Below are 21,107 nucleotides of genomic sequence, written 5' to 3'. Positions count from 1 at the left end.
GATTTACACGTCCCCTTTGGTTTGTTGGTTTTTTTCGTATTGTGCTACTTTGGCACGAAGATCTTCGATTTCTTTCCACATCGCTTTTTTCTCAATATCTTTCATCAGGTCATCCAAATTATCACCGGCTTGAGTGTGCCCTTGACCTGGCGCGCCCGGATACCCAGCGTTATTAGCTCCAAAATGACCATTGTTTTGACGATATTCATTGCGTTTATGCTTGCGATAGCCACAGCCATATTTTTTTCCATTCCATTCCTGACCCCATGGTTGCTGTCCCCACCCAGGTCCAGCTTGACCATTCCAATTCGGTGCACCCGCACCTTCGTATCCGTAGCCCGGACCAAATGGTCCATGGTCACGCGGCTCTTTGGGAATGACCAGTGCGGCTAGGAAATACAAGACAATGACGACACCACCGGAAAAGAAAGTGGTAAACACTAGTATCAAACGAATCCAGGTCGAATCGATTCCTAAGGTTTCTGCTAATCCACCGGACAGACCTGTTACATATCGGTCTGAACGTGAACGATATAATTTACTCATGATCGCATCCAGCCCTCCTCTTGCAATTTAACCTTGAGCTTAGCCATCTCCTGATCCAGCGCTTGCGAGGCTGCTGTTCCTACTGCCTGCAGCACCTCACGTCCATGGCTTCTCACTTCACGCAGTGCACGCGCTGCCGATTCCATATCGGAGACACGCTCCTCCAACCGATCGAACATCCGCGGCTGTTCAGCTCCAATACCGCCGCCCATACCGCGCAGCCGTTCATTCATCCGCTGCTGCAAGCGCAGGCTCTCCAATCGTGCAATGTAGTAGCTGCGTTTGGAAGCAATCTCCTCGTAATCTGCCTTGAACTGCTGCAACTGGCTTTCCAGCTCTACAATACCAAGCTTACTTTGATCATACAATGCCTTGTACTGCACACTGCGTTCTTCCTGCTGCAGCTTCTCCTGAAGGGCTATGCGGGCCACTTCATCTTCACCGGCCTTCAATGCCATCAGCGCTTGCTGTTCGCGGCGCTCCATTAATTGAGCAGCTGTCATATATTGCTGTCTCAACCCTGAGGCGTGTGACAAGCACTGCTGCAGGAGGCGTTCCGAGTCACGAATCTGCTCGGCCTGCGAGTTTAAATATTTATCAATTAGACGAACCGGATCTTCCGAGTTTTCCAGCATTTCATTGAATGTTGCAACCGTAATATCTCTGAATCGTTTGCCTAAACCCATACTCTTTACCACCTTCATCTTTGGAATCTGACTATAAGTCTTAGTAAGCGCGTGATTTTCTTCTCAAGCTCGATACCCCATATACGATCAACCCGATCGCGACGAGAATAGCAATTACACCTGACAGCTTCACGATAAGTACTAGTGAACCAATGGCGATCAGGATCAGACCGATTATCGTACGATCATTGCGAAGTCCGATATATCCTAATCCAATCAACGCAATCGGAAATAAGTAACTCATGATATGCCCCATATGAAGTCCCATTTTGCTAAGCAGTATTAAGACACCAAATGCTATAAGTGCCACTGCCAAACCGCTGTTTCGATTCAATCTCATTTATGTATTCACCGCCTTTCGTTGTGATGTCCCTTGCTCATGTCTTTATTTTAGACCACAGAGCATCTTTTCAAAACGGACCTGCGGCGGTTTCTCATACTAGACCTAAGTCGGGGTACTTATGCGACCTCAGGCGACAAAGATGCTGGCACTTTTGAAAGTGCTATTGCAAGGCGACATTTCGTTTCTCCAGATGGTCCGCTTTCTCCGCTCGGGTATCAGTGTCATACGTTTCCTGCTGCAAGCATGATGCCCTAAGAAGCCGAGAAAAAAAGCGCAAGCTTCCATTTCTGGCAGCTCACGCTTCTTCTAATATATATCGTCTTAAATCTTCATTGGAGGCTGACGCAGGCTTTCTCCTCTTCAAAAGTAGGTATGCCGCACCTTAAAAGAAATCAGGTAAATAGGTTTGACGTCGCGGTATCAATGCTTCCAGTTTTCTGACGGACTCCTCAGAACCCTGCAGCCGATTTATGCTGTGCAGAAACTCAGGACGCTGATAGCCCATGAACATGGTTGATAGTGTAGAGATATCGCACTCCACAGCAAGTCCGTTCATGTCCGCTTGCCCTTCCTTGAGCTTCTCTATTTTTGCTGTTCCAAAGGCATCAATCCTGACCGTAAAGCTGCCGTCATTCCAAGCGGCATGTCGATCGCGAATGTTCAGCGTCAGCTCACTCTCTCTCATTCCCGTACCCAACAGATCGTCAGCTACCGCAAACGGAAACTGCTCCAGAAAGCTAACCACATCAACTATTCGCGCCATAAAATAAGGGACAAGCTCCTGCTTGATCCGCGGATCATCCAGTAAAAACGACAGTCGATTATCCGCGGGAGCCTGCAGCGTAACCTTATCGATCATGGAATCATGATCAGCGATAAACTTCCACAACGCCTGCTCTGCTTCATAATTCAAAGCGATCAGTTCATGAATTTTGCAAACCCGATCCTTAACATCATAAAATACATATCCGCATGGTACGCCAGCTTCATCACGATAAACGGCTGTTGTCCCTTTTTTGGATGTAAAAATGCGCCGCTTCCACCACTGCTCATCCCGATCCAGCATACCGTTATAACGAACGGCATAGCTGCGGTAAATCCCATTCAATAAGGGGATCTGCTCATCCACCCGCATGATGCTTCCCGTCTGCAAAGGAAGCTTGGGCAGCATAGCTGTTGGAATCTCATATTTCATATAATCCGTGTAGGTTTCCCATCCGAATTTACGATAAAAGGCAAATTGAAACGGATGCAAAAAGGATAGGGTCTGCCCTTGTTCCTTCATGACACGCAGCGCGTTATGCAGCAGCCCTGTAACCAGCCCGCCGCGGCGATATTCAGGCCATGTAGCAACACCCGCAACTCCACCCATCTCAAAGCGTTTGCCATGAAGCCAAGTATGTAATTCAAGAATGGACATACGGGCAGCCAGCTTGCCATCGGCAAAAGCACCCCATCCTTGTTGTTCATTGAATCTCTCGATCCGTTCCTCCCGCTGCTGCGGTGTCAGCTCCATCTGAAAAGCAAATTCGGATAATGCGATGCTATCCGCAATATGCTCCTTACTGATTTGACGAATGTCCAATGTACTCATCCATATTCCCCCAATGAAAAAGCTGAATGCTGCTGTCAAACTGAACAGACGCCAGGCTAAACCCTCACCTGTTACTCTACAAAGATAAGCGGTGATCGCGCTGAGCCCAGCGTTCTATTCCATAGCCTTACATTTATTATACTAGTGAAATCTAGCTTTTCAAACCACCTGCAAGCACGATAGATCCGCGGGGCTTTTCACCATTGGCATCCGGTTCAAGAGTAATCGCGACCGTATCATAATCCTTCGGTTCAAATGTGAAGTAGACGACTCCTTTGCCATCGTGAGGGGAGAAGGTTCCCGCACTCACCGGTTGATTATCTTTAATTAGCCAAACCTGAAATGCCTCCTGCTGCTTCACTTGGGGCAGATCATCAGCCTGCACGATCAAATGCGTACCTTTACTATCGATGACAATAGAAGCCAGACCTTTTGAAACAATATTTTCCGCTGCCGGGTTTAAAGTCACGATTTTATTAACCTGCATGTCCGCCGCAGGCTTACTGGCAAGTGCCAGCTTGCTATTCAGTCCAGTCAACTCGGTCTGCAGCCCGCTAACCGTTTCTTTTACAGCTATCAGATCCACCTGCAGTTCACTCATATTGCCTTTAAGTGTAAATGCATACAGCCCGAGTCCAATCACTGTTGCAGTAAGCGCGAGACTAGCCAGCCTCCAGTAACGAAGCTTCTGATCTGCTTTTCCTTGACTCGAAATGCGGCTGAGCTCTGTCATCTTGGACGTTTCATCCACTGCACTCTGTTCGTTGTCCATTTGCATCGATCGGCTAGCCCGTATAGTTTTCATAGCGGTTCCCGAGCTTTCCATCGCATTCAGCTCAGAACCTGCCCGAACTGCCGTATTCTGAACCGGCTTGGTAGCTGTTGTACTATTGAATACATGATCCAGAACTCGCTCACGCATCCCTTGCGGTACTTCTATCGGTTCCGAAGCTGTTGGCAATAAATCAACAACCAACTGCAGCTCAATTAATTGATTGCGACATACAGCACAAGTTTTCAAATGCTTCTTGAACTCCGCTGCTTCCTCTTTCGTTAAGCCATTCAATGCATATAGCTCTAACAGATCACACATCATATCTGTTCGTTGGTTACTCATTGCTGAAAATCCCTCCTTCCTCCATCAGATAGATGCCGCTGAAGCTGCTTCATTGCTAACCGAACACGACTTTTAACGGTTCCTAAAGGAATGGCGTGCATGTCTGACACCTCTTGATGTGTAAATCCCTGGTAGTAAATCCACTCGACAACTTTTTTCTGATCCTCATTCAAATCATCTAGAGCCGCTTTCACCTGCTCGCCGACCCACTTCTTTTCCACATCCAGCTCTGTATTCATCCGTTCATCCGCAACAAACTGCAGTTGATCAGGCTCTGCCATGGATTGCGGTGTCCGGCTTCTTTTTTTCCTAAGCAAATCAATCGTAATATTGCGCGTTAACGTGAACATCCAACTCGTCAGCTTACCCTGCGTGCCATCAAAGCGCTCGGCTGTATTCCATATCCGAAGGAACAGCTCTTGAACAATTTCCTCGGACATCATTGCATCTCTGACCATACGATAAGCGAATGAATAAATTGGTTTTTCATAATGATCATAAAGCTGTTTTAAAGCCTCTTCGTCTTTAGCTGCAATTCGCTTCATCAGCTCTTGGTCGGGCATTAAACCATTCATGAAGGATCTCCTTTCGGCCAACTTCTCCCTCTTATACTTCTATTCGCAAATAAACTCTCTCTGGATTCTACGACCAAAATTTTCCGAAATCAGAAAAAATCTCTATGATCCTTAACAGGCATGCAACAGGTATAAGGAAAAATCGACGATGTATTCTCTCGTGCCATTGTAACCCAGTTTAACGGTGATTTCCATGAAATGTAAGCTATAATGACAAACTTTTCTTATCCATATTAACGGTTCGATAGATGTACAGGTATTAGCTGTAATGAAACGACGAAGGGTGCTTCCCAATAATTCGGAGGCACCCGGAGACGTTCGGTTAATATCCAATTTTCGATCATTATCCAAAAGTATTGTTAATTAAAAAGAAGACATCATTGAATGAAAGATCAACAGTTCATATACAAATAAGTATCATCAGCTTGCGACGTAATGAACGGACTTGGCTGACCTAACGAATATATATACAACAGATGCATCGCACGGGTACATGCCGTGTAAAACAGCTTCCGCTCGTTCTCACGGCTGTACCGCTCACGGGAGCCGTTATAAATAATAACGGCATCAAACTCAACACCCTTCGCTAAATAAGAAGGAATAACAAGCACGCCTTTTTCAAAAGACGGCGTTTGCTTCGTGATCAGACGCAGCGGGAGATGTTCTTTTAACGCTTCATATACGCCTACACTCTCATTCGCCGTTTTGCAAATCACCGCTATGGATTCATATTGATCGGCAATAAGCGCAAGTAAATCGGCTATCATATGACTATGCAGCAGTTCCTGCTCCGTAGCCACGATAACCCTCGGCTTCTCTCCGCTCCGATTAAACGGCACGATGTCTTCACCGCCGGGCACCATGCCTCGTGTGAATTCAACGATCTCTCGTGTGGAACGGTAGCTGCGCATTAAGCGAATCAATTCGGTTTGCTCGGCACCATATAGTCTGGCAATCGGGTCATGCTCACCCAATGACGAGGCATGGGCATATATTCCCTGATTCACATCACCTAATGCAGTCATCCGACAGCGAGGAAACAATCGTTTTAGAAAATGAAGCTGAAATGGTGAATAATCCTGTGCTTCATCGATAATGACATGGCGGATACTCGTATTCGTCTGAAAGCCTTGCACCAGCTCCAGCAAATACAGATACGGCGTGACATCCTCATAAGCAAGCTCCGACTGCTCCAGCCGCTGAATCGTCTGACGACAGATTTCTGACCAATACTCGGGTACCGCAGCTTCTCCGGATAAGCTAGAGAACAGCCCTTCTTTTTCAAATAACTGCCTGTACAGTGCCCGTACGTTAACAAAGCGCAGCTGCTTAACCCTCCGCCGCAGCGGCTTTAGCCGATCATGGACAACCATGCGGGCCAGATAGCTTTTTTCCACATCAAAATCATCAAACGTCGTGCCTTTTTCTTTCTGAATACGCTGCTGCTCCTTAAAAGCACGTCGGTAATCATCGATATCAAGCAGCTCGATCTCCTCTTCCACCCACGGCATATTCCGTTCCAGCTTCTCAAAAGCGTTGATCTCCTTCAACAGCCAGTCGCGCAGCAGCACAACACGATTAGCCAGACGAATCGAGGAGTCATAGCTGTAAAAGCGTTCCTTGATTCGCCGCGAGGATACAACCTCACGACCTTTAAAACGTATGGAAATAAAGTTCATCCCCTGTTTTTCCAGCCAGGTCTTGTACGCATCCATTACCATCAGATAATCGACGGAAGATTTGTAGCGGATACCGCTGTTTCTGGCCGCATACTCAACATCCTCCGGTGCGCTTAATACGTATTCGATTTGGATAAACGGATCCTCCAGCTGAAAATCACGGCCAATTCGGCTTTCCAAATATTGCTGAAACGTCGTTTGCAGCATATTTTCCTCACCAAGCTCGGGAAGAACCGTAGATACGTAGCTGTTGAACATCGGATTAGGTGAGAACAGCAGCATCTGATCGGCTTGCAGCGTCTCGCGATTTTTGTATAACAGATAAGCCACACGCTGCAGCGCCGATGATGTTTTTCCGCTGCCTGCTGCCCCTTGGACAATCAGCATCCGACTGCGGTCATTACGGATAATCTGATTTTGCTCCTTTTGGATGGTGGCGACAATACTCTTCATTTGAGCGTCCGAGCTGCGGCTCAGTACCTGCTGAAGAAGCTCATCGCCAATGGTAACCCCAGTATCAAACATTAGCCGAATATCGCCGTCACGAATCACATACTGCCTTTTAAGCAGCATTTCTCCTTCAATCAAGCCACCTGGCGTTTCATAAGAGGACGGCCCTGGCGGGTAATCGTAGTAAAGACTAGACACTGGCGCACGCCAATCATAGACGAGAAAGGTATCGTCCCTTTCATCCATAAAGGAAGCGATTCCCAAATAAATCATTTCCGTGCCCTGTATTCCATTCTCCTTAAAATCGATCCGCCCAAAATACGGAGACTTCACCATTCGGTTCAACTTCTTCAACGCAGAATAAGCAATGCGGTGGGTACGTTCACGTTCGGATAACATTTCTACCTGCTGCTTGAGGTTGGATAAAGTCTCAGCCGAATCCTCGGCTGTGCCCATATTTACCGTGACATCGTCCCAGAAATGGGTACGGATATCCACAACCTCGCCTCTAACCTCACCGACTTCTCCTTCCAGCTGCTCGATTTGCAGCTCCATCAAGCCGGTAACGTCATTTACACGCCGCTGCTCCTCGTTCCATTGCTGTTCCGTCATACTCATTCAAGCCGCCCTCTTTCAAAAATAGTGAGTTAGGTAAGGATATTCAAAAGTAGCATTGACAATTCATTCGAATTAGTGTTATAATTAGATAAAGTTATTCATGTTCGGTTTTTTTAATTTCAGAGTATTTCTCATTCTAACATTTCTTTCCTCCGAAATCAATATAGGGGGATATTTTGTCGTTGTTGTGATACTGAGATTCGATCCCATCTTGAGCTTGCTGGGTCATTTCTATATCTATTCATGAGCAAAAGGCTGCGCCGTCTCTTTTGGGACAGCGCAGCCTTTTGTTCATCTCAGCAGATTTTGTACCCTATAACCTCTTATTGTTAATCATGAATCCTTACTTTACCCTAAACTTTACCTTATCATCCTATGGTCAGCTTCCCCACACCTCACTAAACTACGATAAAGCGAGCAGATTACCTTAATAATTCACAGCAGCTGCATCACAAAAGTTCCCGTGAACACGATATCGATTTCTTTTACCTTCTAAATTCTCCGCAAAATTATATTCGTAAAGCTTTACTATCCATACTTTTTCGTGGTAAAAGTAAAATTGGGATCTATCGAGATTCATATAACAGTTTGTTTTCACCTTAAACCCTTGTGTAAACGCTAACGTTTCTATATTTCATCTCATCTGGATATTAATCCTTTAAAGGTAGGAATCTAATCATGACTCTAAGAATCGTTATCTTCATCGCACTTGGCTTTCAAGTCATGCTGTTCAGTACCCGGCCTATTATGTCCCTGTACGCCTTACAGCTGGGGGCCAGCACTTGGGAGATTGGTATGCTGACAGCAGCGTTCGCTTTCTTTCCATTCGTATTGGCGATACATATCGGGAAAATCACGGACTTCATCGGAGACCGCTTGCCCGTCATTTTTGGCATGATTGGCTTGACTGTCGGCGTTGCTTTGCCGTTCTTGTTCCCCTACCTATGGTCACTTTATGTATCTCAAGCCATCATAGGAGTATCTCAGATTTTCGGCGTCATCTCTCTGCAAAATATAATCGGCAATATATCTACCAAAGAGAACCGTGATCATCATTTTGGTATATACAGTACAGCTGTTGCATCTGGAGGCTTAATCGGTCCTGTCCTCGGCGGGTATTTGGCTGAGCTGGTATCCTATCCTTTTACATACTTCGTTGCAGCTTGCATCGGCGTCTTGCCTGTATGCTTATCTTTTCTGATTCCTAAATTGGAACGCAAGAAAAAAGCCAGAACCGAGAAATCAAGTTCTCCGGTCCAGCTGCTCAAAATACCGCTTCTGCGTAAAGCGCTCGCTTCCAGCGCTCTAGTGCTCTATTCAAGAGATATATTCGTTGCCTACTTCCCGCTATTCGCCAGCCAAATGGGCTTATCAGCAACAGAGATTGGCTGGATTATTACGATACAAGGATTGACTATGGTTATCGTCCGCTTTTCGTTAAGCCGACTGAGCGGCAAATTCGGGCGCGGTCGAGTACTGCTCGGATCCATATTAGTCGCAGGTTTATCTTTCATCCTGGTGCCATTGTCCGGTAATGCAATACTATTTGGTGTGCTCAGTGCTTTTATGGGAGCTGGACTCGGATGCGGGCAGCCTCTATCCATGACGACAACTTATAATGCTTCACCCAAGGAACGAACCGGAGAGGTGCTCGGTTTGCGTCTTTCCATTAACCGGCTGTCCCAGCTGATTGCACCCATGATGTTCGGGCTGCTAGGCACATGGGCAGGTGTTGTTTCTGTCTTCTACGTCAGTGGAGCCTTTCTGATCGGCGGTGCTTTTTTGACCAAGCAGACAAAGGAAGAAGATTTTGAAGAGCAAGTAACAGCAAACCCTCAAGCATGAGTCAAATTTACATAACCAAGAAGGTATAAACATACGTGAACACCTTGGACTGATACATCCCGCTTCTGGCTCCAGTCCAATCCTTTCACTTCTCCAAGCCTATGTTTGAATATGCCTTCAGGCCTTCTGAATGGGAAAGCTCGAATGAGCGCTGTTGGGGCATTGCACACCAGTACAAATGAGATTCTTGTATTGTTTGTTCTCCCCCATGTGCAGCGCGGTTCGCCCTGCATGGGGGTTTGACTTTAGTTAAGCAGCAGGATCCGAACCAGATCTTCCCGATCGGCACCTCGTCCGCCTGAAGGAATATAAATAAGACAATCTGTATCTTTGATTGACCTCATGATACTCGATTTATCTTTGCCGGCAGGCTCGACACACACTTGGCCTTCCTGCAGCATCATGGTTCCACGTACATAACGTGGATAGGCGGAGCCTTTGGAATAAGCGGCTTGCAGGTACCCTTTTGTCTCTTCATGCAGCCTCTCTGCATTCCCCAGAATGCCTTTCAAGTAAGGTCGAACGAGCAGCTCAAAGCCTACAAAGCTGGCTCCGGGATTGCCTGATAAGGCGAACAGCAGCTTTCCTCTCCAATATCCGACTGAGGTAGGGCTTCCCGGACGCATGGCGATTTTGTTAAAGAGCAGTTGACCATCCCAACGCTCGAATACATCTACCAGTACATCCTTATCTCCTACGGATACACCGCCTGTTGTGATCATCAAATCCACTTGCTCCAATGCCTCCAGCAGCGATCTCTCCACTTCTGCAGGGTCATCCGGTAAAACATTCATGATGACTGGCTCTCCACCCGCCTCCTTCACCTGGGCAGCTAGCATATAGCTGTTGCTGTTGCGAATTTTCCCCGGCTCCAGAGGCAGCCCCACCTCCAGCAGCTCCGAGCCTGTAGAAAATATCGCAACTCGTGGCTTACGAAACACACGGACCGTATCGAATCCAAAGGTTGCCAGCACTGCCGCCTCACCCGAACGAATAATTCTTCCCGGCCGCAGCAGCACCTCACCCGGCTCTATTTCTTGTCCAATCGGTGTTATATTATCACCTTCGGCCATTTGCTTGCGAATACCTACCTCACGATCTGTCGAAACCTCCGTCATTTCCATCATAATAACCGAATCCGCACCTTCGGGAACGACAGCGCCTGTCATGATACGGGCAGCTTGACCTTGCCCTATAGGTAGCGAGGGCATCGTTCCGCACGGGATCCATTCAGTAACAGTTAATTTAATGGGCCGATCTGGTCCCGATCCGATACTGTCAGCAGCTCGAAGTGCATAACCATCAACACCGGAACGTCGAAAATGCGGAACCGGATGATCAGCCGTCACCGTCATCGCCAAGCGCCGTCCAAAGCTCTCAGCAAGCGCTACTTCCTCTGTTTCCTGCAGACGCACGTAATGGAGGATCGCTTGCTGCGCATCCTCCACTTGAACCAGCTTTCGCTGAAATCGATAACCTGTCACAGTTTTCATTATCCTCCGATCTGCGACATTCTGCGTAATGTGGGACTATGGCTTTGCTGTTCATCTAACAGTGCTTTGGCCATTTCATGACTCTCCGGCTTTACATCAAGCGCCTTCAGAAACAGCTCTGCCAATGCCAGATCATCGCCGATGCGTGAGCGTACATTAAACTCATCAGACCAATAAAGACAAGGTTTAATGTTACCATCCGCCGTCAACCGAAGCCGGTTACAGGTTTCGCAAAAATGGTCGCTGATCGGATGAATCAATCCAAACGAACCGAGTGCGCCCTCGATTCGATAATTTTTAGAAGGGCCATTGCCATACACTTCACCGGATGGCTGGGCCGCCCAACCTCTTTCCGCACATCTATCCATCACGGTTGTTAAAGGCACGTACTTGCTTTTCCAATTCGCATCATCGTGCCCAATTGGCATATATTCAATAAACCGCACCTGAACATCGCGGGTCATAGTCATCATTAGGAAATCGTCAATTTCATCGTCATTCAAGCCCTTCATTAAGACCACATTCAGCTTGATCGGATACAGACCCACACGATAGGCCGCTTCAATACTTGCCAATACACGGTGAATATCGCCGCCTCTTGTGATTAATGAGAATCGATCAGCACGCAGTGAATCCAGGCTGATATTAATTCGCGTTAAACCTGCTTCGCGCAGCTTATCTGCTCTTTGTGCAAAGTAGATACCATTTGTTGTCAAAGCTATATCCTCAATTCCGGGAATTACGGATAAACGGGCTATTAGCTGTTCCAGATTTTTTCGGACTAGAGGTTCTCCACCGGTAAGTCTAAGCTTGCGCACACCGAGACCAGCAAGTACACGGACAACTTCAACTATTTCATCAAAGCTAAGCATCTTGTCCTCGGGCTCAAATTCCATGCCTTCCTCAGGCATACAATAGACACAGCGCAGATTGCAATGGTCCGTGACGGAAATGCGCAGATAATCATGAACACGGCCAAAGCGATCTTGAAGTATATCTGCCATATTCACTCACCCCGTTTCCTTATATTGTAGAATGGACTGTAGTATGCATATTATTATCGCACATTTTACAATTCAAAAGTAAATAATGCCCGCGGACTTATACTCTATCTAAGCCCATTCTGAATTTTTTCCAGATCAGCCTGATCATTGACATTTACTGTGAAATCGGGCGGAATTTCATGCTGAATAAACAAGGATTCCTCAACCACTGTACTGCCCACATGCTCGATTAACGCCATCATCCGGTAATACTCGGCGTCAAGCAACTGGTCGATAACAAGCTTACAGGTCCGGTGATAGATGGCATGCAGCGGCTGCAGTCTACCCGCAATCAACGGCAGCACAATCTGGAAGTCTTTTTCTGTGCCGCGCCTTAATTCCAGCATCAGCTGCGCCGCGGGAGCCGAAACAAAGGGCATATCACAAGCAACTACCCAAAGCTCCTCGTATCTTGCCTCAGCCATTGCAGCTTGCAGCCCTGCAAGCGGACCTTTTCCAGGATGCAGGTCCCTTATGAGCCGTACATTCCAATACTGACCGGTAAGAAACGACTCGAAGTATTCCGCTTGATTGGCCACAATGATAATTTCGCTGCACAGCTTGCTCATCTCTTCCAGCTGCCGTTCGATGAATAGCTTGCCTTCCAGCTGCAAGATCGCCTTCGGGCTTCCGCCCATCCGACGGTTACTGCCCCCGGCTAATATGACTCCAGAGATCTCCATCCTCACCAAGTTATCACCCTCCCCAACCCTCCCTTGAAGGGAGGGACCCAAAGGGCGCTGCCCTCTGGACTCCCTCTTCGGGATGCCTACTTTATGGTGCGTTTATACACGCTTTTCGTCCCTGTCGGGACACGCTTACTTTAAGGTGTACGGTATTTTTTGTTGATTGACTGCGTGTGCTCGGGGCGCTTTTCGTCCCACAGGGACACGCTTACTTAGGTTAATACATACGCATCTACTCGGAGCTCTCCAAGCGTTTTTCGAAAGAAGCTCGCCAGCTGTCCGAGAGAGCATCGACAGACAACAGTCGAAGAATACCGGAGGTATCGGATTTATCGACATATTTAAGACGGTTGGCCGTGGAAACCGTAATAGCAAGCGGCTGCTTCTCTACCAGACGGAATGTTTGCCCTGCGGAAACAAGTCCCTCTTGCAGAACTCGAAAGTAATAGCCCGTAAAGCCGGTTTCTTGGACCTGCAAGGGGAGCTCCTTAATGCCATGCTTTAAAGCAAGCTTAAAACATGGCTGCCGAGGCTGGCTAAGCTGAACGACAGCTGTACCGATTTCGTACGTATCCCCGATATGAATATCCGATTCGAGCAATCCTGTAATTGTAAAATTTTCTCCAAACGCTCCGTAAGACAACTTTTTTTGCAGCTTCTCCTGCCAATAGTCATAGTGTTCGGCGCAATAAACGCAGACCGCTTTGTCCGCTCCGCCGTGATTCACTAGATCAGCTTGCCCATCCCCCTCCAATTGAGTGGTAGATAGCAGCAGCTCCTGAGCTACAGGTTTTTTAAAAATTCCGGTCTGTACAGGTTTTCCCTGATAATCGACCGTAACCGGCATACTAATATTTAGCGAAACCAGCTTCATGACGTTAAGCCTCCTGCTTGCCTGTCGGATGTCCTGCAGCAAGCTCTTTTCCTTCTACTATAGAATAAAAATTCACTCGAGGCTATACGAAATTGCTGTAATTTGTAAGTATATTGTTAGTTACTACTCAAACTTCATACGGCAAAAGGAGCCGCACTGTCTAAGACAGCCTGCTCCCCGGTACCCATGCATCATTATCGTAGCCGCGAACTTCCCAATAACCGATATGCTCCTTTTCGATCAGTTCGATAGCCTGCAGCCATTTGACCGATTTGTACGCGTACATTTTCGGAACAATCAACCGGACCGGACCTCCCAATTGATTAGGAATCGGCTTCCCATCCATCAGCACGGCAGCCATCACATCTTCCATTTTGACCTGCTCCAATGACAAGCAATCCGTATATACTTTGTCACCTGAATACATTTTGGCAAAACGCGCCTGGCTCTTCACGCCTGCCATCTCGAGTAGCTCGGACAGCGGAATCCCTTCCCAGGTTACTTTATATACGGACCAGCCGGTTACACAATGAAAGTCACTAACCTGCACCTTACGCTTCAGCTGCATAAATTGCTCCCAATCCCACGATATAGGCTTATCGACCAGGCCTGAAATCGAAAACTGCCAGCTATCGCTCGAAAAGGCCGGAATATCAGTGACCGTATAGATACGGAATTCACCTTTTAAACCACCCCCGATTGGAGGGCTGGATTCGGCAAGTGCAACAGGCTCTGGCTGCATATGATTGGCATCGGATGCATAAATCTGATCCAGCCCTGACCCCCCAGTGTCCGAAACGCTTTTCATCCAGCGATAAAAATAAGGCCCTACACCAAATACAAGCAGTAGCCCAATAACTGAACGCAAAAAGGTTGCCCGCGAAATCGGTGCATTTTTTAAAAATTCCACAAATTTTTGCGGACCCATCGTGCCTTTTGCCACAGTTACTGCTCCTGAATCCAATCCTACTTCTGCTCCCGGCACTGCTTCTGAACCCGCTTGTGCTGCCGCAACGCTCACTGCAGTCCGTTTATCCGCTTGCAGCTGTCTAGCTGCCTTCAACTCTTCCGAACGCATCGTTTTGAGCCAACGGCTTCGGGAAATGGAATGATACAAAGCGTAAGGGATTCCTACCCATGTGAACAAGTCATGCAGCACCAGCGAAACATTGCTCCAGATGGGAGGCAGGTTGTGGAACTGCCAGAGAACAAGCCCCGTGATCCCCCAGCCTATGAGTAAAAACAGCACAATCGCCAAATTCCAACGCTGCTTCAATCTCGTTTTGAGCTGCTTCCAGTGCTTAGCAATCAATGGCACGTACAAGGCGATGAGGACAATGGACGCAATTCCAAGCACAATATGAACCTGTTTGAGAACAACACGCAATGCGCCCAAATCACCACGAATCGACGGGACAAAGAGCACAACACCCGTAACAGCCAGCAAAAGCACAACCCAAGCGTTCCATGCGTGCAGCTTTGATAATTTTTTACCGTAAGATTCCTTTAGCCAATCTCTCCATCTATCCATTTCCGCACCGCCTTTCCTGTTTACGTCCATTCGTTGATCCTATTGGTAACCGTCAATTTTAGGTCTTTAAATAGGTATACGTATCGAGCAGGGCTCTTGGTTGTATTACCGCTGTACCACAGGCACTGTAAACCAGAACTGACTCCCTTCCCCAAGCTTACTGTTTACCCCAACTTGACCGCTGTGAATTTCCACGATCGATTTGGAAATCGCCAGCCCAAGCCCGGAACCGCCGCTTGCCCTGCTGCGTGAATGATCCGTTCGATAAAAACGCTCAAACAGACGAACCTGCTCCTCTTCAGCAATGCCCTCACCTTGATCCTCCACCGTAACCATTACGTACCCGTCCTTTGGCAATTGCGCATAAATCCGAATCTTCCCCCCTTCAGGGGAATGACGCAGTGCATTGTGAAGCAAATTGGAAACCACCCGCTTAATTTCATTGGGTACAATCAAGACGGGCGGCAGCTCCTCGGGAATATGCCCCTCGACTTCGATACCTTTTTCCTCGATTTGCAGCCGGTGGCTTTGCAAGGTTTCGACAATCAGATTATCCAGGTGATAGGCTTCAGGCTCGAAGCTTTCTGCCCCCGCCTCCCTGCGCGAAAGATCAAATAAATCGTTGATTAAACCGCTCAGTCGCTGGGTTTCCAGACGAATCGTACTCAGGTAACGTTTATACGTGTCGGGGTCCTCAATCAAATCATCCTGAAGGGCTTCAACAAACGATTGAATCGACGCCAACGGAGTACGCAAATCATGGGACACGTTAGCCACAAGCTCACGCCGCGAAGCCTCCGAGGATCGCAGCTGCTGAAAGCTTTCATTTAATTGACGGCTCATTTGATTAAAATTAACTGCCATCGCCTGAAACTCCACAGGGCCAATCAGGGGCAGCTCTCCGCGAAAATCGCCCTGCGCGATCTGCTGCGATTCCCTGCTGATCATATCAATCGCCCGTTCAATCGGCCGGGTCATAATCAGATGCACAATCAAAGAAAGAATACCTGCCCCTACAGTCACAATAGTAAGCCATATCAATTCATCCAACGTCAAAAACATCTTCCTGTAGCTGACAAATAAGCTGATCAATATGGCAGCAATACTAACCAGACTCGTTAACAGCAAATAGGTGCGCAGGCCTACCGAGCCCATAAACCGATTCATTCCGGATCGCCCCCCTTTCCGTCAAACTTGTAGCCGATCCCCCAGACGGTTTTAATATATTTAGGGGCGGAAGGGTTCTTCTCAATCTTCTCACGCAGCCTTCGGATATGAACCGTCACTGTCGTCGTATCTCCAAAATAATCAATATCCCAAATCGTATTCAACAATTGATTGCGGGAAAACACCTGATCGGGATGGTTGGCAAACAGCCACAGCAGCTCGAACTCCTTCACTGTCAGCTCCGCTTCCTTACCTCCTACCTTGACCACCCTCCGCAAGTTGTCAATTTCCAGCCCCATTCGGCTAATGATCGAGCCTGATTTGCTAGCCTGAGTCGGAATAGCTGCTGCATTGGCCGCTTCCATAGGCTTCAGTCGCCGTAGTATGGCTTTCACACGCAGCACCAGCTCCCGAGGGCTGAACGGTTTTGTCATATAATCATCCGCACCCATGGTAAGTCCCATGAGCCGGTCCATTTCTTCTCCTCTAGCCGTAAGCATTAGAATCGGCACATCGTGATTGCTGCGAATCTCTTCACATACCTGCCAGCCCGTTTTTTTGGGCATCATCACGTCCAACACGATAAAATCCGGTAATTCTTTTTCCCATACACGAAGTGCTTCATCGCCATCTTTGGCGCATAAGACCTCAAAACCCTCACGCAGCAGGTATCGGGCGCATACATCGGTTATATTTTCCTCATCATCGGCTACCAAAATTTTCACCATCGAATTGAGCGCCCTCCTTTTCAGGTACAACCATGAGATTTAAGCTACTTCATACAACAGGGTCTTACTATATTTTAACATAACCTTCACACGCAAATATTACGTATTCATTAACAATCCTATATTCAGCCCTTAGTTCGCACATTACTTGCAGCATGAAGAAAGCCCCGCCGACTTTTTAAGCTCGACAGGGCTTTGTTCATGTATATAAGATGAATAAAACATCATGACAGCAAAGAGGCGCTGCGAAAGCAGACCCACTCTTCCAATCGCTGTTGCAGCCAGATTCTTTCGATTCTTAGCCCCATAGGGGTAAGGGTAAGAATCCGTCTGCAAAGGCGAACACTCCGTTTCTCCAGAAGGGTCTGCTTTCTCCGCTCGGGCTGTGTGTTTCTTTGGTTCATCTTATATAGTAATAAAATTAAAATGGCATGTATGATTCCGCAGCTTGGCCATCCGATCTTGCAAGTACCTGGATTATTGATTAATATAACGCTCGAAAATATGACCATAATCCTTGACCTTGTACTGCTTATGGGTTTCCACCATCCAGAAGAAAGCAGCCTCGGTGACTTCCTTAAACTGCTCGACAATGTTTCCGCCCTCTTTAACCGAACGATTTAATGTCGTTGATGCAAGGTGTATACTCTCTTTTGCATACTGCAGCGTCGTTTCGTTCTCTTCGGAGATTTCAGCAATTTTCAAAAGCGATTTATACAGATCCTTGACTTCGGCAATATGCTTCTTGTGAACATCAATGGAATAAGACGCTGTACCAATCAAAAATTTAATTTCTACATCGAGATCGACAGTTCCGGCTGTTTCAAGAGCTACATTCGAAATCGGATGATGGCTGTAATTAAAGCGGCGAAGCGTCCGTTTCTTGCTGAGTGCACTTGTACCATCCAGATGGATTAGGCCTAGATTGGTGAAGCAATACTCATCTGCTTTGGATTTGATCAGAAAATAAATTTTCTCGTTGTCTTCATTCATGACATAATCGTCAGCATCCACCTTGTCATAATCCACCGGTTTAATCACGCTGCCAATATCGCTTAACCCAAGCGCATCTGCAGCTATTTTTTTGAACATTCAAGTACCCGTCCTCTCAAAACTAGTTATTCGATAAAAGCTTTCCAGTATTTATAGTCATTTTACGGCTAATATTAAGACATATAACCCAATATAATGCCCGCAGTTTCCTCAATCGCCTTATCGGTTACATTAATAATCGGACAGCCCAGCTGCTTCATGATGCCTTGCGCATATTCCAATTCCTCAACAATCCGGTCAAGCGCGGCATATTTGGCGCCATTGGGCAGCCCAACTGCCTTTAACCGCTCGGTGCGAATCTTCAGCAGCTTATCAGGATCCATAATTAAACCGATAATTCGGCTGCCGTGAAGCATAAACAGCTCCTTAGGCGGCTTGACCTCTGGAACAAGCGGTAAATTAGTCACCTTATGACCTTTATGTGCCAAAAAAATACTGAGCGGTGTCTTGGATGTCCGCGATACGCCGATCAATATAATATCCGCCTTGAGCAACGAGCTGGTATCTCGTCCATCATCGCATTTAACCGTAAATTCGATAGCCTCGACACGTCGAAAGTAATCGTCGTCCATTTCATGCTGCAGCCCAGGCTTTCGCTTCGGCGAATCATTGAATGTATCGATGAACGCCTCCATCATCGGTCCCATAATATCTATAGCTCTGACTCCCAGACGGATCGCTTCTTCCTTCATCATTTCACGCAGCTCCGGCTGAACAAGTGTATACGCCACAAAACCTCCCCGTTTGGCTGCAGCCTCCATGATTATACGTATTTCATCCTCGTGCTTGATATGTCCAATCCGCTTCGTCGTCACTTGATGGGCATCGAATTGGCGCATGGTCGCTTTTACAACCGCCTCGGCCGTCTCTCCTACCGAATCCGAGCAAATGGTTATCTCATAATGTCGATCGTCCGTCATCCACTGTTCTCCTTTGCTCACATCATACTATCCGGGCTATTTCAGAAGTCAGGTGAATAACGAGAGCTTGGTTGCAACTGCTGCGAAATTATTCGTGATGTTAGTTCTGGCTTCCGCCACTGATTTATTCACCGAACTATCAAGACTCGGAGGCAAGATCCACCAGAAGCTGTGTCATCATCGTATTGGTAATGCGACCAACGACCTCCCAGCGGCTGCGTCCCTGCGCAATATCCTGCTTGATGGGAACGACCACCGGCAAACCGTCCACCTGATGATGGATCATTCTCCGTGCCGCTTCAAGCACATTATCTTCAGGCTGTACATGAATCACATTGGGCTCTCTGGTCATGACCATACTGACAGGCATCGTGGAAGCTGAAGGATTGCCCAATGTGAATTTCAACAAATCCTTGCGCGAAATAATGCCGGATAGACAGCTTTCTTCATCGACCACAATCAAACTTCCAACATTTTCCATAAAAAGAGCAACAACTGCATCATGTATCAATGCCGACTCTCTGACTACAACAGGTACAGCCTGTATATCTTTTATTTTCAATGATTGCAATCTGCGAGACACCTGATTCTCAGCGGAAATGGATGAACCCGGTGTATAACCGACCTTCGGCTTCGCATCGACCAGCCCGAGCATCACCAGCAATGCCAAATCCGAACGAAGCGTCGGGCGGCTTAACCCAAGCATCTCAGCGATCTGCTCACCGGTGATCGGTGAATGCTGCTTAACCAATTCAACAATATGTAATTGACGGGCTGACAATTCGATAATCGTGACCTCCCTGTCCCAGAACTTCTATTTCTGAAACCTTCTATATGATATAAAGTATACCAAACTTCAGAAATGATTTACACAAACACGTCCTATAAACAATATTTATATGTTAAAAACAAACTTTTTATCATAAAAACATCACTTTAATTACATTTAACAGTTACATAACACGCATATAGTGTGTAATAATGAAATTATAACTGTAATATAATACAACCTATTTAAACCAATATGAGTTTGGAGGCAAAAAGAATGGAACGAGAGCTAGCAATGGAAATAGTGAGAGTCACCGAATTGGCGGCATTATCCGCTGCACAATGGATGGGACGAGGCAATAAAAATGAAGCTGACGGAGCAGCCACTACAGCGATGAGAGCGATGTTCGATTCTGTTTCAGTGCAGGGCACTGTCGTTATTGGAGAAGGTGAAATGGATGAAGCCCCTATGCTCTATATTGGTGAAAAAGTCGGAAACGGACAAGGCCCCGAGGTCGATATTGCCGTGGATCCCTTGGAAGGAACTGAATCGGTTGCCAAAGGCTTGAATAATGCGCTGGCCGTTATCGCAATGGCTAATAAAGGCTGCCTGCTGCACGCTCCAGATATGTATATGGATAAGCTGGCCGTAGGTCCTCTATTGGCTGGCAAGCTGCATTTGGATGATCCTTTGGAAACGACTCTGTTGAAAGCTGCTCAATACCTGGATAAGCCGCTTAGCAATCTGACCGTGATGATCCTGGACCGTGAACGTCATCAAGACAAAATTCAAACACTCCGCCGTGTCGGTGTACGTATTAAATTATTAAGCGATGGCGATGTGGCTGGCGCAATGGCTCCTTGCTTAAGCGAATCCGGCATTGATTTGTATGTAGGTTCGGGGGGTGCACCTGAGGGTGTATTGGCTGCAGCCGCACTTCGCTGTCTTGATGGTGAACTGCAGGGACGCTTGATGCCATCAAATGAAGAGGAGCTGGAACGCTGCAGACGTATGGGAATTGGCGATCCATTCAAGCTGCTGAGCATGGACGATATGGTCGGTAATGAAGATGTATTCTTTGCGGCAACCGGGATTACTCCAGGCGAATTCCTTGGTGGCGTGCAGTATATGGGCAATCAACGTGCAGAGACACACTCGATCGTCATGAGAGCCAAAACCAAAACCGTCCGTTTTATTCGTACTGTCCATTATTTGCCGAATAAGCCGCTGATCGGTGGTCTTTATTTGAAATAACAGCTTGGCTGATGCATTGACCTTCCTTATGGGTATGATACTATGGTAGTTACCCCAGCCTAGATCTCTGCTTACGAAGCTCGTTTGCTGCGCAAATTCTAAGAGCATGTTCAAAAAACATTATTCTATAGCGACC

19 protein-coding genes are annotated in these 21,107 nt (G+C 47.1%); 2 read left to right on the top strand and 17 right to left on the bottom strand.

What is annotated here, in order from left to right:
- Positions 1 to 3: 3 nt before the first annotated feature.
- The 7 genes from BM210_RS27320 to helD form a co-directional block, all read right to left on the bottom strand.
- Positions 4 to 546 carry a PspC domain-containing protein gene (locus tag BM210_RS27320; protein ID WP_091175437.1) on the bottom strand — a complete coding sequence of 181 codons (543 nt, stop codon included), beginning with the start codon at positions 544 to 546 and terminating at the stop codon, positions 4 to 6.
- A complete protein-coding gene (locus tag BM210_RS27315; protein WP_091175436.1) occupies positions 543 to 1,232 on the bottom strand; it encodes a PspA/IM30 family protein in 690 nt (229 codons plus the stop codon). The genes BM210_RS27320 and BM210_RS27315 overlap by 4 nt, the downstream gene beginning before the upstream one ends.
- Positions 1,233 to 1,272: 40 nt before the next feature.
- Positions 1,273 to 1,572, bottom strand: a complete 300-nt coding sequence (locus tag BM210_RS27310; protein WP_091175434.1) for a LiaF transmembrane domain-containing protein — start codon at positions 1,570 to 1,572, stop codon at positions 1,273 to 1,275.
- A gap of 385 nt (positions 1,573 to 1,957) precedes the next feature.
- Positions 1,958 to 3,169, bottom strand: a complete 1,212-nt coding sequence (gene eis, locus BM210_RS27305; protein WP_091175433.1) for a GNAT family N-acetyltransferase — start codon at positions 3,167 to 3,169, stop codon at positions 1,958 to 1,960.
- A 151-nt stretch (positions 3,170 to 3,320) separates the two neighbouring features.
- Entirely contained in the window at positions 3,321 to 4,286 is a 966-nt protein-coding gene (locus tag BM210_RS27300) for an anti-sigma factor (protein WP_091175431.1), read from the bottom strand.
- Positions 4,283 to 4,861, bottom strand: coding sequence for an RNA polymerase sigma factor (locus BM210_RS27295; RefSeq protein WP_091175429.1), 579 nt, complete (start codon positions 4,859 to 4,861; stop codon positions 4,283 to 4,285). Before BM210_RS27295 ends, BM210_RS27300 begins: the two co-directional genes overlap by 4 nt.
- Positions 4,862 to 5,253: 392 nt before the next feature.
- The gene (helD, locus tag BM210_RS27290) at positions 5,254 to 7,608 is read right to left on the bottom strand and encodes an RNA polymerase recycling motor HelD (protein WP_091175427.1); all 2,355 of its coding nucleotides are present in this window, start codon (positions 7,606 to 7,608) and stop codon (positions 5,254 to 5,256) included.
- A 678-nt stretch (positions 7,609 to 8,286) separates the two neighbouring features.
- On the opposite strand from helD, the gene BM210_RS27285 reads away from it, so the two are divergent.
- On the top strand, positions 8,287 to 9,453 hold the full coding sequence (locus tag BM210_RS27285) for an MFS transporter (protein ID WP_091175425.1): 1,167 nt from the start codon (positions 8,287 to 8,289) through the stop codon (positions 9,451 to 9,453).
- Between the two features lie 245 nt (positions 9,454 to 9,698).
- On the opposite strand, the gene glp is transcribed toward BM210_RS27285, so the two are convergent.
- The 10 genes from glp to BM210_RS27235 form a co-directional block, all read right to left on the bottom strand.
- Positions 9,699 to 10,946: a molybdopterin molybdotransferase MoeA gene (glp, locus tag BM210_RS27280; protein WP_371263557.1), complete on the bottom strand. Its 1,248-nt coding sequence runs from the start codon at positions 10,944 to 10,946 to the stop codon at positions 9,699 to 9,701.
- On the bottom strand, positions 10,946 to 11,950 hold the full coding sequence (gene moaA / locus BM210_RS27275; protein WP_091175424.1) for a GTP 3',8-cyclase MoaA: 1,005 nt from the start codon (positions 11,948 to 11,950) through the stop codon (positions 10,946 to 10,948). Before moaA ends, glp begins: the two co-directional genes overlap by 1 nt.
- A 104-nt stretch (positions 11,951 to 12,054) precedes the next feature.
- Positions 12,055 to 12,672, bottom strand: coding sequence for a molybdenum cofactor guanylyltransferase (locus BM210_RS27270; RefSeq protein ID WP_256224093.1), 618 nt, complete (start codon positions 12,670 to 12,672; stop codon positions 12,055 to 12,057).
- Positions 12,673 to 12,907: 235 nt separating this feature from the next.
- Positions 12,908 to 13,549 carry an MOSC domain-containing protein gene (locus BM210_RS27265; RefSeq protein WP_091175420.1) on the bottom strand — a complete coding sequence of 214 codons (642 nt, stop codon included), beginning with the start codon at positions 13,547 to 13,549 and terminating at the stop codon, positions 12,908 to 12,910.
- A 160-nt stretch (positions 13,550 to 13,709) separates the two neighbouring features.
- Positions 13,710 to 15,080 carry a molybdopterin-dependent oxidoreductase gene (locus BM210_RS27260; protein WP_091175418.1) on the bottom strand — a complete coding sequence of 457 codons (1,371 nt, stop codon included), beginning with the start codon at positions 15,078 to 15,080 and terminating at the stop codon, positions 13,710 to 13,712.
- A gap of 105 nt (positions 15,081 to 15,185) precedes the next feature.
- Positions 15,186 to 16,247: a sensor histidine kinase gene (locus tag BM210_RS27255; protein WP_091175417.1), complete on the bottom strand. Its 1,062-nt coding sequence runs from the start codon at positions 16,245 to 16,247 to the stop codon at positions 15,186 to 15,188.
- The gene (locus tag BM210_RS27250; protein WP_091175415.1) at positions 16,244 to 16,975 is read right to left on the bottom strand and encodes a response regulator transcription factor; all 732 of its coding nucleotides are present in this window, start codon (positions 16,973 to 16,975) and stop codon (positions 16,244 to 16,246) included. Before BM210_RS27250 ends, BM210_RS27255 begins: the two co-directional genes overlap by 4 nt.
- 477 nt (positions 16,976 to 17,452) lie before the next feature.
- Complete coding sequence (locus tag BM210_RS27245) at positions 17,453 to 18,067, bottom strand: PH domain-containing protein (protein ID WP_091175414.1); 615 nt, start codon at positions 18,065 to 18,067, stop codon at positions 17,453 to 17,455.
- A 74-nt stretch (positions 18,068 to 18,141) separates the two neighbouring features.
- Positions 18,142 to 18,948, bottom strand: a complete 807-nt coding sequence (locus tag BM210_RS27240; protein ID WP_091175412.1) for a pyruvate, water dikinase regulatory protein — start codon at positions 18,946 to 18,948, stop codon at positions 18,142 to 18,144.
- Between the two features lie 139 nt (positions 18,949 to 19,087).
- Positions 19,088 to 19,738 (bottom strand): helix-turn-helix transcriptional regulator, encoded by a 651-nt coding sequence (locus BM210_RS27235; RefSeq protein WP_091175410.1) that lies wholly within the window; start codon positions 19,736 to 19,738, stop codon positions 19,088 to 19,090.
- A gap of 255 nt (positions 19,739 to 19,993) precedes the next feature.
- Between BM210_RS27235 and glpX the strand changes: the two genes are divergently transcribed.
- Entirely contained in the window at positions 19,994 to 20,971 is a 978-nt protein-coding gene (glpX, locus tag BM210_RS27230; protein ID WP_091175409.1) for a class II fructose-bisphosphatase, read from the top strand.
- Positions 20,972 to 21,107: the final 136 nt, after the last annotated feature.

This window comes from Paenibacillus sp. 1_12 (assembly GCF_900114475.1).
In the GTDB taxonomy this organism is placed as follows: domain Bacteria; phylum Bacillota; class Bacilli; order Paenibacillales; family NBRC-103111; genus Paenibacillus_S.
The sequence above is the reverse complement of the archived record's forward strand: the minus strand, read 5'-3'. Positions and strand labels throughout refer to the sequence as shown.

Coding starts and splice junctions, on each gene's coding strand:
- BM210_RS27320 (WP_091175437.1), bottom strand. CDS start 546: ATGAGTAAATTATATCGTTCACGTTCAGACCGATATGTAACAGGTCTG.
- BM210_RS27315 (WP_091175436.1), bottom strand. CDS start 1,232: ATGGGTTTAGGCAAACGATTCAGAGATATTACGGTTGCAACATTCAAT.
- BM210_RS27310 (WP_091175434.1), bottom strand. CDS start 1,572: ATGAGATTGAATCGAAACAGCGGTTTGGCAGTGGCACTTATAGCATTT.
- eis (WP_091175433.1), bottom strand. CDS start 3,169: ATGAGTACATTGGACATTCGTCAAATCAGTAAGGAGCATATTGCGGAT.
- BM210_RS27300 (WP_091175431.1), bottom strand. CDS start 4,286: ATGAGTAACCAACGAACAGATATGATGTGTGATCTGTTAGAGCTATAT.
- BM210_RS27295 (WP_091175429.1), bottom strand. CDS start 4,861: ATGAATGGTTTAATGCCCGACCAAGAGCTGATGAAGCGAATTGCAGCT.
- helD (WP_091175427.1), bottom strand. CDS start 7,608: ATGAGTATGACGGAACAGCAATGGAACGAGGAGCAGCGGCGTGTAAAT.
- BM210_RS27285 (WP_091175425.1), top strand. CDS start 8,287: ATGACTCTAAGAATCGTTATCTTCATCGCACTTGGCTTTCAAGTCATG.
- glp (WP_371263557.1), bottom strand. CDS start 10,946: ATGAAAACTGTGACAGGTTATCGATTTCAGCGAAAGCTGGTTCAAGTG.
- moaA (WP_091175424.1), bottom strand. CDS start 11,950: ATGGCAGATATACTTCAAGATCGCTTTGGCCGTGTTCATGATTATCTG.
- BM210_RS27270 (WP_256224093.1), bottom strand. CDS start 12,672: ATGGAGATCTCTGGAGTCATATTAGCCGGGGGCAGTAACCGTCGGATG.
- BM210_RS27265 (WP_091175420.1), bottom strand. CDS start 13,549: ATGAAGCTGGTTTCGCTAAATATTAGTATGCCGGTTACGGTCGATTAT.
- BM210_RS27260 (WP_091175418.1), bottom strand. CDS start 15,080: ATGGATAGATGGAGAGATTGGCTAAAGGAATCTTACGGTAAAAAATTA.
- BM210_RS27255 (WP_091175417.1), bottom strand. CDS start 16,247: ATGAATCGGTTTATGGGCTCGGTAGGCCTGCGCACCTATTTGCTGTTA.
- BM210_RS27250 (WP_091175415.1), bottom strand. CDS start 16,975: ATGGTGAAAATTTTGGTAGCCGATGATGAGGAAAATATAACCGATGTA.
- BM210_RS27245 (WP_091175414.1), bottom strand. CDS start 18,067: ATGTTCAAAAAAATAGCTGCAGATGCGCTTGGGTTAAGCGATATTGGC.
- BM210_RS27240 (WP_091175412.1), bottom strand. CDS start 18,948: ATGACGGACGATCGACATTATGAGATAACCATTTGCTCGGATTCGGTA.
- glpX (WP_091175409.1), top strand. CDS start 19,994: ATGGAACGAGAGCTAGCAATGGAAATAGTGAGAGTCACCGAATTGGCG.